Origin of the sequence: Vibrio inusitatus (assembly GCA_024346935.1) — a bacterium.
Taxonomy (GTDB): Bacteria; Pseudomonadota; Gammaproteobacteria; order Enterobacterales; family Vibrionaceae; genus Vibrio; species Vibrio inusitatus.
In genome coordinates this window covers 2,566,499-2,581,561 of record AP024878.1, presented here as the reverse complement: position 1 = coordinate 2,581,561, position 15,063 = coordinate 2,566,499, and the positions used below count along the sequence as shown (strand labels likewise).

The 15,063-nt window shown below is 44.6% G+C and carries 11 protein-coding genes; 6 read left to right on the top strand and 5 right to left on the bottom strand.

Translation table 11 applies throughout. The features are described from left to right. Positions 1-105 precede the first annotated feature (105 nt). Both mpl and OCU48_RS11810 read left to right on the top strand, forming a co-directional pair. Positions 106-1,461 carry a UDP-N-acetylmuramate:L-alanyl-gamma-D-glutamyl-meso-diaminopimelate ligase gene (gene mpl, locus OCU48_RS11815; RefSeq protein ID WP_141344833.1) on the top strand — a complete coding sequence of 452 codons (1,356 nt, stop codon included), beginning with the start codon at positions 106-108 and terminating at the stop codon, positions 1,459-1,461. Next, complete coding sequence (locus tag OCU48_RS11810) at positions 1,461-2,090, top strand: flavin prenyltransferase UbiX (protein WP_141344834.1); 630 nt, start codon at positions 1,461-1,463, stop codon at positions 2,088-2,090. The genes mpl and OCU48_RS11810 overlap by 1 nt, the downstream gene beginning before the upstream one ends. 75 nt (positions 2,091-2,165) lie before the next feature. Here the strand turns inward: OCU48_RS11810 and OCU48_RS11805 are convergent, their stop codons facing one another. Then, positions 2,166-3,542, bottom strand: a complete 1,377-nt coding sequence (locus OCU48_RS11805) for a PhoH family protein (RefSeq protein WP_141344835.1) — start codon at positions 3,540-3,542, stop codon at positions 2,166-2,168. A 298-nt stretch (positions 3,543-3,840) separates the two neighbouring features. On the opposite strand from OCU48_RS11805, the gene rapA reads away from it, so the two are divergent. From rapA to OCU48_RS11790, 3 genes are read left to right on the top strand one after another with little or no spacing between them, the layout of a single operon-like run. Then, positions 3,841-6,747: an RNA polymerase-associated protein RapA gene (gene rapA, locus OCU48_RS11800; protein ID WP_337983892.1), complete on the top strand. Its 2,907-nt coding sequence runs from the start codon at positions 3,841-3,843 to the stop codon at positions 6,745-6,747. A 15-nt stretch (positions 6,748-6,762) separates the two neighbouring features. Beyond that, positions 6,763-7,500: a bifunctional tRNA pseudouridine(32) synthase/23S rRNA pseudouridine(746) synthase RluA gene (gene rluA / locus OCU48_RS11795; RefSeq protein ID WP_141344837.1), complete on the top strand. Its 738-nt coding sequence runs from the start codon at positions 6,763-6,765 to the stop codon at positions 7,498-7,500. 9 nt (positions 7,501-7,509) lie between these two features. Beyond that, positions 7,510-8,478, top strand: a complete 969-nt coding sequence (locus OCU48_RS11790; RefSeq protein WP_141344838.1) for a D-2-hydroxyacid dehydrogenase — start codon at positions 7,510-7,512, stop codon at positions 8,476-8,478. Between the two features lie 67 nt (positions 8,479-8,545). Here OCU48_RS11790 and OCU48_RS11785 read toward each other — a convergent pair whose 3' ends face one another. The 4 genes from OCU48_RS11785 to argR form a co-directional block, all read right to left on the bottom strand. Then, positions 8,546-8,983, bottom strand: a complete 438-nt coding sequence (locus tag OCU48_RS11785; RefSeq protein ID WP_017242774.1) for a universal stress protein — start codon at positions 8,981-8,983, stop codon at positions 8,546-8,548. 72 nt (positions 8,984-9,055) lie between these two features. Then, on the bottom strand, positions 9,056-11,629 hold the full coding sequence (locus tag OCU48_RS11780; RefSeq protein WP_141344839.1) for a TRAP transporter permease: 2,574 nt from the start codon (positions 11,627-11,629) through the stop codon (positions 9,056-9,058). Between the two features lie 249 nt (positions 11,630-11,878). After that, positions 11,879-12,847: a TAXI family TRAP transporter solute-binding subunit gene (locus tag OCU48_RS11775; RefSeq protein ID WP_141344840.1), complete on the bottom strand. Its 969-nt coding sequence runs from the start codon at positions 12,845-12,847 to the stop codon at positions 11,879-11,881. A gap of 432 nt (positions 12,848-13,279) precedes the next feature. Then, positions 13,280-13,750 (bottom strand): transcriptional regulator ArgR, encoded by a 471-nt coding sequence (gene argR / locus OCU48_RS11770; RefSeq protein WP_141344841.1) that lies wholly within the window; start codon positions 13,748-13,750, stop codon positions 13,280-13,282. Between the two features lie 297 nt (positions 13,751-14,047). Here argR and mdh point away from each other — a divergent pair, with 297 nt between their 5' ends. Then, positions 14,048-14,983, top strand: a complete 936-nt coding sequence (gene mdh / locus OCU48_RS11765; RefSeq protein WP_141344842.1) for a malate dehydrogenase — start codon at positions 14,048-14,050, stop codon at positions 14,981-14,983. The last annotated feature ends 80 nt before the right edge of the window (positions 14,984-15,063 follow it).

Below are 15,063 nucleotides of genomic sequence, written 5' to 3'. Positions count from 1 at the left end.
ACTCGTAATGCTATGGGTTAGTGCTCAGAATCTGGTTAGAATCAATTATAAGGCTTATCGACTCTCTTTGGGATAGAGCCAACCCTCAAAGCAAATGGAAACTTTATGCATATTCATATACTCGGAATTTGTGGCACCTTTATGGGTGGCGCGGCAGTACTAGCAAAGCAGCTTGGTCACAAAGTGACGGGGAGTGATGCGAACGTTTATCCTCCAATGAGCACACTGCTTGAGTCAGAAGGGGTTGAGATCATCCAAGGCTACGACCCTAAGCAACTGGAGCCTCGTCCAGATTTAGTGGTAATTGGTAATGCGATGAGTCGCGGTAACCCGTGCGTTGAATATGTATTGGATAACAACCTTAAATACACCTCAGGTCCGCAGTGGCTACAAGAATTTCTTTTACATGACCGCTGGGTTCTGGCCGTTGCGGGTACTCATGGTAAAACGACCACTTCAAGTATGTTGGCTTGGATATTGGAAGATTGCGGCTATGAACCGGGATTCCTTGTCGGCGGTGTACTAGGTAATTTTGATCAATCTGCCCGCCTAGGTGGTAGCATGTTTTTTGTGGTAGAAGCAGACGAATACGACAGTGCTTTTTTTGATAAACGATCTAAGTTTGTTCACTATCATCCTCGCACCCTAGTAATGAATAACCTTGAATTTGATCATGCAGATATCTTTGACGATCTTGAAGCAATCAAGCGTCAGTTTCATCATTTAGTTAGAACCGTTCCAAGTAACGGACGCATTTTATCTCCTGCTGATGATGAGGCTTTGACTGATGTACTATCTCGCGGGTGCTGGAGTGAAACCGAGTTCTCAGGCAAAGACTGGCAAGTGAAAAAACAAAAAGCAGACGGTAGTCACTTTGAGGTGTATTTGAAGCAGCAGCTAGTCGGTGAAGTCAAATGGGACTTAGTCGGTGACCATAATGTTAATAATGCATTGATGGCAATAGCTGCGGCGAGACATGTGGGCGTTGTCCCTGATCTGGCTTGCGAGTCTTTGGGGCGCTTTATCAATACCAAGCGCCGCTTAGAGCTGAAGGGTGAAGTGAATGGTATTACTGTATACGATGATTTTGCTCACCACCCAACAGCCGTTGAACTTACGCTAGATGGTTTGCGTAACAAAGTTGGCGAGCAAAGAATATTTGCAGTACTAGAGCCTCGTTCGAGTACTATGAAGATGGGAGTGCATAAAGATACTCTAGCAGCTTCTCTTGATTTGGCTGACAAGGTATTCCTTTACCAACCTGATAGCATTGATTGGTCAGTGGAAGATATTGCACAACAGTGCTCTCAGCCAGCACAAGCTTCTAAATCTGTAGATGACATTGTCCAATCGTTAGTTGAAGAGACTAAGCCTGGCGATCATATATTGGTGATGAGCAATGGTGGCTTTGAGGGAATCCATACTAAGCTTCTACAAGCACTACAGGTAGCGGAACATTAATGCAGCGTAACCATCAACAAAAAAGCATTACACTAGCGATGACAGGAGCTTCTGGAGCTCCCTACGGTCTAGCATTGCTTAAGAAACTACTCGAAGCGGATTATAAGGTTTTCTTTTTAGTCTCTTCGGCGGCTCGTGTCGTGTTAGCCACTGAGCATAACCTAAAACTTCCTAGTGGTCCGGATGCCATTAAAGCCACATTGGTGGAGCATTTGGGGTGCGATGACTCTAAGCTCGTTGTGTGTGGTAAAGAAGACTGGTTCTCTCCAGTGGCATCGGGTTCAGCAGCTCCTAAACAGATGATTGTTTGTCCTTGTTCTGCGGGGAGTCTTGCCTCTATTGCACATGGTATCTCTGACAATCTCATCGAGCGTGCCTCGGACGTGGTGCTCAAAGAGCGTGGCCAGTTGATTTTGGTGGTGCGTGAAACGCCATTCTCTACATTACACTTAGAGAATATGCTCAAGTTGTCAAAGATGGGGGCGACCATTATGCCTGCAGCCCCAGGATTCTATCATCAACCTCAGTCTATTGATGACTTGGTTAACTTCATGGTGGCGCGAGTGCTCGACCATATCGGTGTAAATCAAGATTTGGTCCAGCCTTGGGGCTACGATAGACGTCAGTAATTATTTAGATATCAACGCCAGCATATTGCTGGCGTTGTTCTTTCGATGTTCTCCTCTGTTTTATTCAGAGTTGAATTACAGGTTCTCCTCGGCAAATTCTGCCAATCGACTTCGCACTACGCCGTTAAGATGAATGTTGGCTGAGCCTTCAAAATTTTTGAAGCGCTCTACCATGTAGGTAAGGCCAGAGGTGACAGGAGTTAGATAAGGGGAGTCTATTTGTGCAAGGTTGCCAGAACAGACAATTTTGGTGCCTTCACCACAACGAGTAATAATGGTTTTTATCTGTGAGGCGGTAAGGTTTTGACATTCATCAAGTAAAACAAAGGCATTTTGGATGGAGCGTCCGCGCATAAAATTAATGGATTTAAATTGAATATTAGCCTTCTCACAAATATAGCGTAGAGACCCCTCAGTGCAGTGGTCGTTCTTATGTAGCGCCTCTAGGGTATCGGTGACCGCAGCAAGCCAAGGCAACATTTTTTCTTCCTCATTGCCCGGTAAGAAACCAATGGATTCTCCAATGTCTGGTGTATTGCGAGTCACGATGATCTTATCAAACATGTTCTGTTCAACCGCTTGCTCAAGAGCCGCTGCCATTGCTAGCAGGGTTTTACCACTACCTGCCGCACCCGTTAATATCACCAAGTCGATATCTGGGTCCATAAGGGCATCGAGCGCCATCCCTTGATATATATTCTTTGGTCTAATATCCCAGGCACGCCGACTCATCATCTTGTCACGGCTTAAGTCTTTTAGAGTAACTGATTCAGGATCTATCTCGGTTACCCGCGCGGCAAAGTCACTGTCGGAATCTAGAATATATTGGTTGATATAAGGCAGTTCGATACTGGATTGGTTGATTAGGTGGTGGGTTTTTCCGGCTAACGCGATTGAGTTGACTTCATTTATCTTATCCCAAAAAATGCCATCATATTGAATAAACCCTTTGGTTAAGTACTGCACATCGTCAATGAGTTGATCAGTGCGGTAATCTTCTACGTATCGGACGCCTGCGCCCTTGGCTCGTAGCCGCATATTTATATCTTTAGTGACGAGAACGACATCACGTGGTGAGCGTTTGTTTTGTAAGTAGATAACGGCATTGAGTATTCGATTATCTCCCGCCTTATCGGCAAAGGCTTTTACCGTTTCTTGCAGTTCAAAATCAGCCAGTATTGAAAGTGTGCCTGTTGATCTTGATTCATTGTTAAAACGGATACCCTCTGAGATTTGGTCTGGTGTTGCTTCGCGAAATAGGTCCTCTAGTGTTCGAATCGCTACACGTGCATCACGAGCAACATCTCGTTTACTGTCTTTGATTCGGTCTAGCTCTTCTAAGACCGTCATGGGAATGACGACGTCGTGTTCTTGAAAGGAAAAAATGGCATGTGGTTCGTGAAGTAGGATATTGGTGTCGAGTACGAAAATCTTGCGTTCGCTATAACCCATAAGCGTCTCCTTTGCTTATTTGACGTTGTGTATCCAAGCGATCTCAAAACCCAGTTTGTAGACTGATGAAGAGAGCTCAGTTAGACATTGAAAACCTCTTCTATTTTGAGTGTAGTTTGGTTTCATTTGTTTGACAGTTTGATTGCATAATTTATATCCAGCGAAATTAAGGTTTTACGTGCCCAGCATCCAGCGATGTACTATCATGTCGCCCTTTTTCTGATAGGAAACTTAGCCAAATCTGCTTGGTTTTCTTCTACTATTGTTAGAGTCGATTTTACAAAAGGGTTTTAGCTGAATGGCATTTGCGATTGGTCAACGTTGGATTAGTGATACAGAGAGTGATTTAGGTCTTGGAACAATAGTTGCCATTGATGCGCGCACGGTAACCTTAATGTTTGCCGCTTCAGAAGAAGAGCGACTGTACGCTATTAGTGATGCTCCGATTACTCGTGTCACCTTTGCTGTTGGCGACACTATTGAAGCGCATGAAGGCTGGTCACTAAATGTGGAGCAGGTCATTGAAGAAAAAGAGGTGCTTTGCTACGTAGGTACGCGCGAAGATACCGGTGAGCAAGGTGTGGAGCTTCGAGAGATTTTCCTAAGTCACCAGATCCGCTTCAACAAACCACAAGACAAGCTGTTCACTGGCCAAATTGACCGTATGGACAATTTTGTATTGCGTTACCAGGCTTTGAACAATCAATACCAGCAACATAGAAGTCCACTTCGAGGACTGACGGGTATGCGCGCGGGTCTGATTCCTCATCAGCTTTTTATTGCTCAAGAAGTAGGCCGTCGATACGCTCCACGTGTTTTGCTAGCCGATGAAGTAGGTCTAGGTAAAACCATTGAAGCAGGCATGATCATTCACCAACAAGTGTTGGCAGGTCGCGCGGAACGAATTTTGATTGTGGTGCCGGAGACGCTAACACATCAATGGCTGGTGGAAATGATGCGTCGTTTCAATTTGCATTTCTCTGTGTTTGATGAAGAGCGTTGCGTTGAGGCTTATGCAGAAGCACCGAATCCATTTGATACTCAGCAATTAGTTCTTTGCTCCCTAGATTTCCTTAAGAGCAGCCCTAAGCGTCATCAACAGGTGCTAGAAGCAGAATGGGACCTATTGGTTGTTGATGAGGCTCACCACTTGGAGTGGAGTGTAGAAGCGCCAAGCTCTGAGTATATGGCTATAGAATCGCTAGCATCAAAGATTCCTGCGGTACTCTTACTAACCGCGACACCGGAGCAGTTGGGTCGTGAAAGTCACTTTGCACGACTGCGTCTATTAGATCCTGACCGCTTCTATGATTATCAAGCTTTTGTTAATGAAGAAGAAAACTACGCTCCTGTGGCTGAAGCTGTCAGCCAGTTGCTATCAGGCCAAACACTACCTAATGACGCTAAGAATCAGATCACTGAGCTGTTATCTGAGCAAGATGTTGAGCCGATGCTTAAGGCCATCTCCGACGACCAACACCCTGAACAGCAAGCATCGGCAAGACAAGAGTTGATTGATAACCTGATGGATCGCCACGGCACGGGACGCGTATTGTTCCGAAATACTCGTGCGGCTATCAAGGGCTTCCCTGAGCGTCGAGTCCACTTGCTACCTATGCCTTTGCCTGAGCAGTATGCTCGCGCTATTAAAGTGTCGAAGATGTTCAATGTTGACCTGCCTTTAGAGAAGCAAGCCGGTATCATGCTTTATCCTGAAGAGGTCTTCCAAGAGCTGGGAGATACTGGCTCGTGGTGGCAGTTTGATAGCCGAGTAGATTGGCTGATCGAGAAGGTTAAAGAAAAGCGCTCGGAGAAAGTACTGGTTATTGCTTCAAGAGCCACCACCGCATTGCAACTTGAACAAGCATTGCGTGAGCGTGAAGGTATTCGAGCTACAGTGTTCCATGAAGGTATGTCGATTATAGAGCGTGATAAAGCGGCTGCTTATTTTGCTCAAGAAGAAGGCGGCGCACAGGTGTTGATCTGTTCAGAGATTGGCTCTGAAGGGCGTAACTTCCAGTTTGCTAATCAGTTGGTGATGTTTGATTTGCCATTTAACCCTGACTTACTAGAACAGCGCATAGGTCGTTTGGATCGTATTGGCCAGAATTCAGATATTGATGTATTCGTTCCGTACCTAGAGGGTAGCTCTCAAGGCGTATTGGCTCATTGGTATAATGAAGGCCTTAATGCTTTTGCTGAAACCTGCCCAACGGGCCGCACTGTGTATGAGAAGTTATCTTATGAACTGACAGAAATGATCGCAACTGGAGATAGCTCCGCGCTTCCTGAAGTGATAGCTCAATCGGCCAAGATTAATCAGCAACTTAAAAAAGATCTTGAGCAAGGCCGAGACCGACTTTTAGAGATGCACTCTAATGGTGGTGATAGAGCGCAAGATTTGGTTCAAGAGATTGCTTCCAAAGACAATGACACTCAGTTTGTCAGTTTTGCCCTTAGCCTATTTGATTGTATTGGCTTAAACCAAGACGACAAGGGAGAGAATGCACTGGTTGTTACTCCTTCTGAGCACATGCTAGTGCCTAGTTACCCTGGGCTTCCATATGATGGCGCAACCATCACCTTTGACCGTGATACGGCCCTTTCCCGTGAAGATATGAACTTTATGTCTTGGGAGCATCCAATGATTCAAGGCGGTATTGATTTACTGCTGAGTGAAGGGGTAGGAGCATCTGCTGTTTCTTTATTAAAAAACAAAGCCTTGCCAGTAGGTACTATGCTTTTAGAGTTGGTATATCTGGTTGATGCTCAAGCGCCAAAACGCAGTGGTATCTCTCGCTTCTTACCACAAACGCCAATTCGTTTGATGTTAGATGGTAAAGGCAACGATCTCTCTGAGCAGGTAGAATTTGCGAGCTTTAATCGCCAGTTGAGTCCGATCAATCGTCATATAGCCAGTAAGCTGGTGACTTCTGTTCAGGCACAAGTGCAAGCTTTGATTAGTGTGGGTGATGAAAAAGTACTATCAAAGCATGAGCAAGTTAAACAGCAAGCAAAGAATGAGATGCAAGCAAGCTTAAGTGCCGAGTTGGAGCGTCTACTTGCCTTGAAAGCAGTTAATCCTAATATCCGAGATGAAGAAGTGACTGCAATTGAAGAGCAAATTAGCGAGCTTGATGGCTTTATTTCTCAAGCACAAATTCAATTGGATTCATTGCGCCTAATTGTTGTTTCTCATAATTAAAACTGGAGTGTAAATATGGCCATGACTGAATATCACCCTCCAGTAGATCCGTGGATAGATATTGTTTACCAAGATGAACATATCTTGGTAGCTAATAAGCCTGCAGGCTTGCTATCTGTACCTGGTAGGGAAGAGCGTCATTACGATAGTCTATGGAGTCGTCTTGTTGAGGAATATACCGAGATTCAAGTCGTGCATCGTTTGGACATGGCCACATCCGGTTTAATGTTGTTTGCTCTTAGTAAAGAGGCAGAGCGTCATCTCAAAAAGCAATTTCAATATCGCTTAACCCATAAGGTCTATTACGCTCGTGTTTGGGGCGAGCTAGAAGAAAAAGAGGGGATTGTCGATCTTCCTCTTATCTGCGATTGGCCAAATAGGCCAAGACAGAAAGTGTGCACCCACGACGGTAAACCTTCTAGAACGGATTATCAAAAGGTACAGCAGGAAGACAAAACTTGTATTGTGCGCCTTTTGCCTATTACAGGACGTTCACACCAATTGCGTGTGCACATGAATGAAATGGGACATTCCATTGTTGGCGATGAGTTTTATTCTGAAGGTGAGGCAAGGGCCTACTCTGAGCGCTTGCAATTGCATTCAACAGAGTTGAGCTTTTATCACCCTAAAGATGGCAAGTTAGTCAGTATGTTTGTGCCATGCGACTTTTATCCTGAGGCAGAACCTTTAGTATTGAAACTCTACTCTGCGGAGCCTGAGTTACCAGACTATAAAACCTTGCCTAAGCATTAAGGATTTTGCATGCAACAATCGTTACCTAAAGTTGTCTTTTTAGATAAAGCGACCATTCCTGCACATGTGCTATTTCGTGAATTGAACTTTTCTCATCAGTGGGTGGAGTATGATTACACCTCTCCTGAGCAGTTAAAAGAACGCTTAACTGGAGCAGAGGTTGTTATTAGCAATAAGGTAGCGCTTAATGGATCGATACTGAGGCAATTTCCTTCCATTAAGTTGATCGCAGTGTCTGCGACTGGAACCAACAACGTTGATTTGGATTACTGCATTGAGAATCAAATAGCGGTATGCAATATCCAAGGGTACGCCACACGTTCAGTGCCAGAGCACGTGGTAGGGATGATATTTGCTCTGAAACGTAATTTGTTCGCTTATCATCAGGATATAGAGAAAGGCGTGTGGCAAAAAGACAAGCAATTTTGTTTTTTTACGCACCCTATTACGGATGTAGCAGGGTCAACTATAGCGGTTATCGGCAGTGGCAGCTTAGGTAAAGCCGTAGCTACCCTTGCGAGTGCTGTTGGAATGAAGCCCATCTTCGCTGAGCGCAAAGGTGCTTTGCAGGTGAGAGAAGGTTATGTCAGCTTTGAAAAGGCTCTACAGCAGGCGGATATCGTGACTCTTCATTGCCCTCTAACCCCGAGTACAACTAATCTGATCGCACGTGACGAGTTTGCTTTGATGAAGTCGACCTCGGTTGTTATTAACACGGGTAGAGGTGGTTTAGTGAATGAAGCTCATCTAATAGAAGCGCTTAAATCGGGCAAAATAGCGGGTGCGGGAGTCGATGTGTTTACCAATGAGCCAGCGGATATATCCAATCCCTTACTTGCCAATTTGTCACTACCAAACTTATTGCTCACTCCGCATGTTGCTTGGGGAAGTGATTCTGCATTGCAAAGCTTGGTCGATATTCTGCTTAATAACATTGATGATTTTGTGGCAGGGAAGCATTCAAATAGAGTGGTTTAGTACAAAACTATTGAATACAAATAAAAACGGTCACCGCAAATAGGTGACCATTTTTTTGTACGTTGTCTTAACCTTGAGGCTTAATCACGAGTACGTTTACAGGAGAGTTATGTACAACTTTACTTGCCACTGAACCCAAAACAACGTTATCAATTCGAGAGCGCTTGTGGCTTGGCATAACAATTAAGTCAGCGCCTAGCTTTTCTGCATAATCGATGATGGTAGCATAAGGCTTACCTTCAGCAATGTGAACCTGATAGACCAGTTCAGGGTCTACAAAGCTATCTGCGAAATTTCGAAGTTGAGCTTCGACATCTTTTTTCATGTCTTGCACTGCGTCCTTAGGGAAGTAGGTTGCCACCATGGACATGTGGATTCCTGGTAATACGTTCAAAAGATGCAGTTGTGCATTGCTTTGCTTGGCATGCCAAACGGCTGCCTTTAAGGCTTTATCACTGAAGCCTTTTTCGTTCAGGTCAACGGGGACTAAGATCTGTTTGTACATGGGAAATGCTCTTGAATTTTTGTCGTGCTATTGCCCCATAGTGTAGACCATGGGGCATTGAGCGAAATCAAACTATGCGTTGATAGACTCTCTAGCTCGACGTCGTTTTTGATTTAGTGCCATCAATAGCACCAGAATCAATGCAGGAAGAAATACCCATTCTTTCATTGGGCGTTCTGCCTTTTGAATGATGTGCTTGATCTTCCAGTCAAAATCTATGCCGGCTGCTTCTGCAGGGCTACCGAATTCGACCATATCTACAATAACGTTATTATCACTCCGAGACAGCATCAATCCCATTGACGAAATACGATCCTCTGCGGTGCTTGCATCGTCATCAAACGGTAATCGGACTGTTTTACTGATTAGCTTACCTTCTAGATTTTCACCCTCGACACGCATTTGCAGAGCCTTGCCTATTGGCATTTGCTCAACAACGGTCGATATCTCAGTCGCAGGCACTTCCAACTGAGCTGGATAAATTTGATCCCACCAAAAACCGGGACGGAAAAAGGTAAAGGTCAGCACGAGCAAGACAATGGTCTCCCACCACTTGTTGCGAGTGAGCCACCAACCTTGAGTGGCGGCAGAAAACAGCAACATTGCAGTGATCGCCGAAAGTACGGTGAGTAGCAGATGCCACCAACTGTCTATTCCCATCATTAGAAGTTGGGTATTAAATACAAACATGAATGGCAAGATGGCGGTTCGTATATCATAGGTAAAGCCTTGAATACCCGTACGAATTGGATCGGATTTTGCAATTGCCGCTGCCGCGAAGGCTGCCAGGCCAACGGGAGGTGTATCATCGGCAAGGATACCGAAATAGAACACAAATAGGTGCACGGCGATCAGAGGTATAATCAGCCCATGTGCGGCGCCTAAAGTAACAATTACCGGAGCCATCAATGTGGATACAACAATGTAGTTGGCCGTGGTGGGCAGTCCCATACCTAGAATAAGGCTGATAACAGCAGTAAATAGCAGCATCATGATGACGCTACCACCAGAGATGAACTCGACAAAATCTGTCATCACGAGTCCAATACCTGTCAAGGTGACCACACCCACGACAGTACCAGCAGCAGCGGTAGCAACACCGATGCCTATCATATTGCGTGCGCCCGAAACTAATGCTTCTAAAAGGTCATGAAAGCCGGTTTTAACTGCTTTCGCAATCTCATGGTCTTTATTGAAATAGCTCATCAAAGGGCGTTGAGTGATCAGAATAAAGATCATGAATACCGTAGCCCAAAAAGCAGATAGACCCGGCGAGAATCGCTCTACGGTCAAACACCAAACTAGCACCACGATTGGTAGCAAAAAGTGCAGACCAGATTTGACGGTCGGTCCTACATCTGGGATCTCCGTTAGGTCTGGATCCATCTCAGCATGTTCTTGATATTGCGAGGAGATGCGCACAAGTCCAACATAAGAGATGAGTAGTGCAACGGTAACAATAGGTGTGGCTGCTGCGCCGAATACGTCTTTTGTCCATCCAATACCATAGTATACAGCTGCACTAATTACGCACAGGCCAAGAATAGTACCAATGAAAGAGAGTAAGCTCTGTAATTTAGTTGGCGTATGACGACGAGGTAAACCTTCCATACCCGCCTTACAGGCCTCTAAGTGAACAATATAGATTAGAGCGATATAAGAGATGAGTGCGGGTAATAGAGCGGCTTTAATCACTTCTACATAGGATATACCCACATACTCAACCATTAAGAATGCCGCTGCGCCCATGATAGGAGGAGTTAACTGGCCATTTGTGGAAGCAGCAACCTCAACGGCACCTGCTTTAGTGCCAGGAAAACCAACACGCTTCATTAGTGGGATAGTAAAGGTACCGGTAGTTACCACGTTGGCGATAGATGAGCCGGACACTAAACCTGAAAGACCAGAAGCGACAACAGCCGCTTTTGCTGGACCACCGCGCATATGACCCAGTAGAGAGAAGGCGACCTTAATAAAGTACGCACCCGCTCCAGCTCTTTCTAGCATGGCTCCAAAGAGCACAAATAAGAATACAAATGAAGTCGAGACACCCAAAGCAACACCGAATACACCCTCAGTAGTCAGCCACAAGTGAGACATTGCTTTGTTCAAGCTTGCTCCCTTATGTGCGATGACATCTGGCATATGAGGGCCACCAAAGGTGTAAAGTAGGAATACGGCTGCTACCACCATCAGTGGTGGGCCAAGTGCACGGCGAGTTGCCTCTAGAAGTAGAGCCATACCGATAACCGAAGCCACAATATCCATTGTGGTTGGTGCACCAGAACGTTCGGCTAATTGGGTATAAAAGAGATAAATGTAGCCGGCAGCTAAACTGCCAAGCAATGCCAATATCCAATCAATGACAGGAATTCTATCTCGTGGCGATCCCTTTAATGCTGGATAGGCAGTAAAGGCAAGGAATATGGCAAAAGTGAGATGGATCGAGCGAGCTTCGGTATCATTGAGGATAGCGAAATTGAAAATGAACGGCAGTGGTGAGGCATACCAAAGCTGAAACAGTGACCAGCATAGCGGCACAAACCATAGAATTCGTCCGGGAATACCTGAAGGGTTTCTTGCCCCAGTATCCGCTTGTGCGACGATTTCTTGTGCCTCTTGAATAGGAGTCGTTGAATGTGTCATTAGTGTGTCCTAATTCTGTTGACGCGAGGGTTGGCTAGGCGCGCACCTTTAGGTACTCAATAACCTTAGACCAAGCCCAAATACTAGCCAATAAATTGCAATATAAAGAGAAGGGGGTGCCAAATGAAGGCAAATAGAAAGCCCCAGTCGAAAAAGGGACATTGGCTAGTAAACATAAGGGGATGTTGTGTTGTCCCCTATTTTCACCGAAGAAAAGTAAGGAGGCTTTAGCCTCCTTATCTTATCGGGTTACTTGATAAGGCCTACTTCTTTGTAGTACTTCTCTGCACCAGGGTGAAGAGGAATCGATAGGCCGTCTTTTACCATGTTTTCTTTCTTGAGACTTGAAAATGCAGGATGTAGACGTTTGAAAGTATCAAAATTCTCGAATACCGCTTTAGCCACTGTGTAAGCAACTTCGTCTGAAACGTCAGTCGTCGTTACCATAGTTGCTGCTACGCCGAAGCTGTTAACGTCTTGGTCTGTACCACGGTACATGCCAGCAGGTACTGTGCTAAATGCATAGTAAGGGTTGTCAGCGACGATCTTATCGATCTCTGGGCCTGTTGCTGGAACTAGTTTTGCGTTACAAGAGGTTGTCGCTTCTTTGATTGAACCATTTGGGTGTCCAACCATGTAGATGAATGCATCAATTTTGTTATCACAAAGTGCTTGAGAACGCTCAGAGCCTTTAAGCTCAGAAGCTAATTTGAAGCTATCGTTGGTCCAACCCATAGCGTCCATTACTACGCCCATGGTTGCACGGTCACCAGAACCAGGGTTACCAATGTTGACACGCTTGCCTACTAGATCAGAAACGTTGTTAATATCAGCGTCTTCGCGTGCAATGATGTTAAAAGGTTCTGTATGAAGAGAGAATACAGCACGAAGCTTTTTGTAAGGTCCTTGCTCAGAGAATTTGCTAGTTCCGTTGTAGCCATGGAACTGCCAATCAGACTGAACAATACCAAAGTCCAACTCACCGGAGCGCATAGTATTTACGTTATAGATAGAACCGCCAGTAGACTCTACTGAACAACGTACATTGTGGTCATTACGATCTTTGTTAACAAGCTTACAGATAGCACCGCCAGTAGGGTAGTAAACACCGGTTACTGAACCTGTACCAATAGTAATGAACTCCTGCGCTGAGACTGCGCCTGCGCCCATAACTGCTGCAGCAATCGCACCAAGCTTAATCGCTTTCTTAAATGCCATGATGTTTCTTCCTTATATCCATGATCATATCAACAGCCTTCTATGTACTGTTGAGGTTTCCTGTATGGAAACGGCATCTTTTTCAATCCAAATCCAGCCAACAGCACTTGATGTAATGTTAAATATTCGATCCAACCGAATCTTCTTAGTTTAGATCGACTTTAGAAGAAACGTTCAACATAACAACAATAGCAGAGAGAAAATCGTTGAAAAAGTGGCTGAATGATAGCAAAAAATAGGCAAAAAGAGAGTGAGCAGTATGGGGGAGAATAGAAAATTGGTTGCTTATACGGGGAATTAAATCTGCTGACTTTATGAAATAGTCATTGTAAACAGTAAGTTACCAAAGGGCTGGTGGTGGGTTGCGATTTTAATAGGATGTGATCGACTTCACAGCTTATTGTCTAAACTGTGAAGGTTGAATAAAGGATTTTATCCAGCGTATTCAAAGAGTTCACAAACAGAATCGAACAATTGTTTAGTGCTGATTTCAAGAGTAGGGGTGATGAAAATGGTGTCATCACCAGCAACAACACCAAGAATTCCCTCCGACTTTCCAAGAGAATCGAGCAGTCGGGCAATTAATTGAGCTCCAGCTGGTCCTGTATGTATGACAACTAATGCGTTGTTGTAGTCAATATCCAGTACAAGCTCACGTAAAGAGCTAGATACTGTAGGAACACCAAGCTCTGCTGGAAGACAGTAAACCATCTCCATTTTTGCGTTTCGTGTACGAACAGCACCAAACTTGGTCAGCATACGAGAGACCTTAGATTGGTTTATGTTGTCAAAGCCTTCAAGTTTAAGTGCTTCTACAATCTCGCTTTGCGAGCCGAAACGTTCTTGCTTTAAAAGAGATTTGAACTCGCGGACTAAACGGTCCTGTTTTTCGCTGTTTCGCATTTGTTGTTCCACATATTATTAGTTTTATCAGTCGGATGAGAGGTACCCTCAAGCAAACTAGTGTCTCACAGAACTGTAATATACCCAAGTAAAGGGGGCAGATGTCTCATGAAAACTGGTTACTTACTTTTCCAATACGTGAGAAGGGTCTTTTAATATTAAAATTGCTACTTCGATGAGTGAGTAAGGTCGCAAAGGTGTCGTTACGTGTTTGTAAAGGTAAAGTAAATATTATAGTTTCGAGATTATATAAGAACTAGAACAATAATTACCTCTATCTTACCCAAGGAGAACACAATGAAAGTCGCTGTTATCGGAGCTGCTGGTGGTATTGGACAAGCACTGGCACTTCTATTAAAAAATAATCTTCCTGCTGGCTCAGATCTCGCTCTATACGATATCGCACCTGTGACTCCTGGTGTTGCAGCGGATCTTAGTCATATCCCAACTCCAGTATCGGTAATCGGTTTTTCAGGTGTAGATCCTACGCCAGCTCTTGAAGGCGCTGACGTGGTATTGATTTCTGCAGGTGTCGCTCGTAAACCAGGCATGGATCGTGCAGATCTTTTTAATGTGAACGCGGGTATTGTCAAATCTCTTGCAGAAAAGATTGCGGTAGTATGTCCAAAAGCATGTGTGGGTATCATTACTAATCCAGTGAATACGACTGTTGCTATTGCTGCTGATGTGCTGAAAAAAGCAGGTGTTTATGACAAGCGCCGTCTATTTGGTGTAACAACACTTGATGTTATTCGCTCTGAAACCTTTGTTGGTCAGCTTAAGGGTCTAGATCCTACTAAACTAGAAGTACCTGTTATCGGTGGTCACTCAGGCGTAACAATTCTGCCATTATTATCGCAAGTTAAAGGTGTTGAGTTTACTAGCGAAGAGATTGCATCACTGACGACCCGTATTCAAAATGCAGGTACAGAGGTTGTTGAAGCAAAAGCTGGTGGTGGTAGTGCGACACTGTCTATGGGGCAAGCGGCATGTCGCTTTGGTTTGTCACTAGTTCGTGCTCTACAAGGCGAGGCGAACGTCGTTGAGTGTGCTTATGTAGAAGGCAGTGGTGAACATACTCGCTTCTTTGCACAACCAGTTAAATTGGGCACAGCGGGCATTGAAGAAGTCTTGGATTATGGTGTACTAAGTGAGTTTGAGAGAGCCTCTTTAGATGACATGCTTGAAACACTATCTGGTGATATTTCAAAAGGTGAAGAGTTCGCTAAATAAGGACTCTTTGACAAGGCAATACAAATGACTGAAAGCGGATCTTTATGATCCGCTTTTTTGATCTCGTTACACATTTTCCG

Coding starts and splice junctions, on each gene's coding strand:
- rapA (WP_337983892.1), top strand. CDS start 3,841: ATGGCATTTGCGATTGGTCAACGTTGGATTAGTGATACAGAGAGTGAT.
- rluA (WP_141344837.1), top strand. CDS start 6,763: ATGGCCATGACTGAATATCACCCTCCAGTAGATCCGTGGATAGATATT.
- OCU48_RS11810 (WP_141344834.1), top strand. CDS start 1,461: ATGCAGCGTAACCATCAACAAAAAAGCATTACACTAGCGATGACAGGA.
- OCU48_RS11780 (WP_141344839.1), bottom strand. CDS start 11,629: ATGACACATTCAACGACTCCTATTCAAGAGGCACAAGAAATCGTCGCA.
- argR (WP_141344841.1), bottom strand. CDS start 13,750: ATGCGAAACAGCGAAAAACAGGACCGTTTAGTCCGCGAGTTCAAATCT.
- OCU48_RS11785 (WP_017242774.1), bottom strand. CDS start 8,983: ATGTACAAACAGATCTTAGTCCCCGTTGACCTGAACGAAAAAGGCTTC.
- OCU48_RS11805 (WP_141344835.1), bottom strand. CDS start 3,542: ATGGGTTATAGCGAACGCAAGATTTTCGTACTCGACACCAATATCCTA.
- OCU48_RS11775 (WP_141344840.1), bottom strand. CDS start 12,847: ATGGCATTTAAGAAAGCGATTAAGCTTGGTGCGATTGCTGCAGCAGTT.
- mpl (WP_141344833.1), top strand. CDS start 106: ATGCATATTCATATACTCGGAATTTGTGGCACCTTTATGGGTGGCGCG.
- mdh (WP_141344842.1), top strand. CDS start 14,048: ATGAAAGTCGCTGTTATCGGAGCTGCTGGTGGTATTGGACAAGCACTG.
- OCU48_RS11790 (WP_141344838.1), top strand. CDS start 7,510: ATGCAACAATCGTTACCTAAAGTTGTCTTTTTAGATAAAGCGACCATT.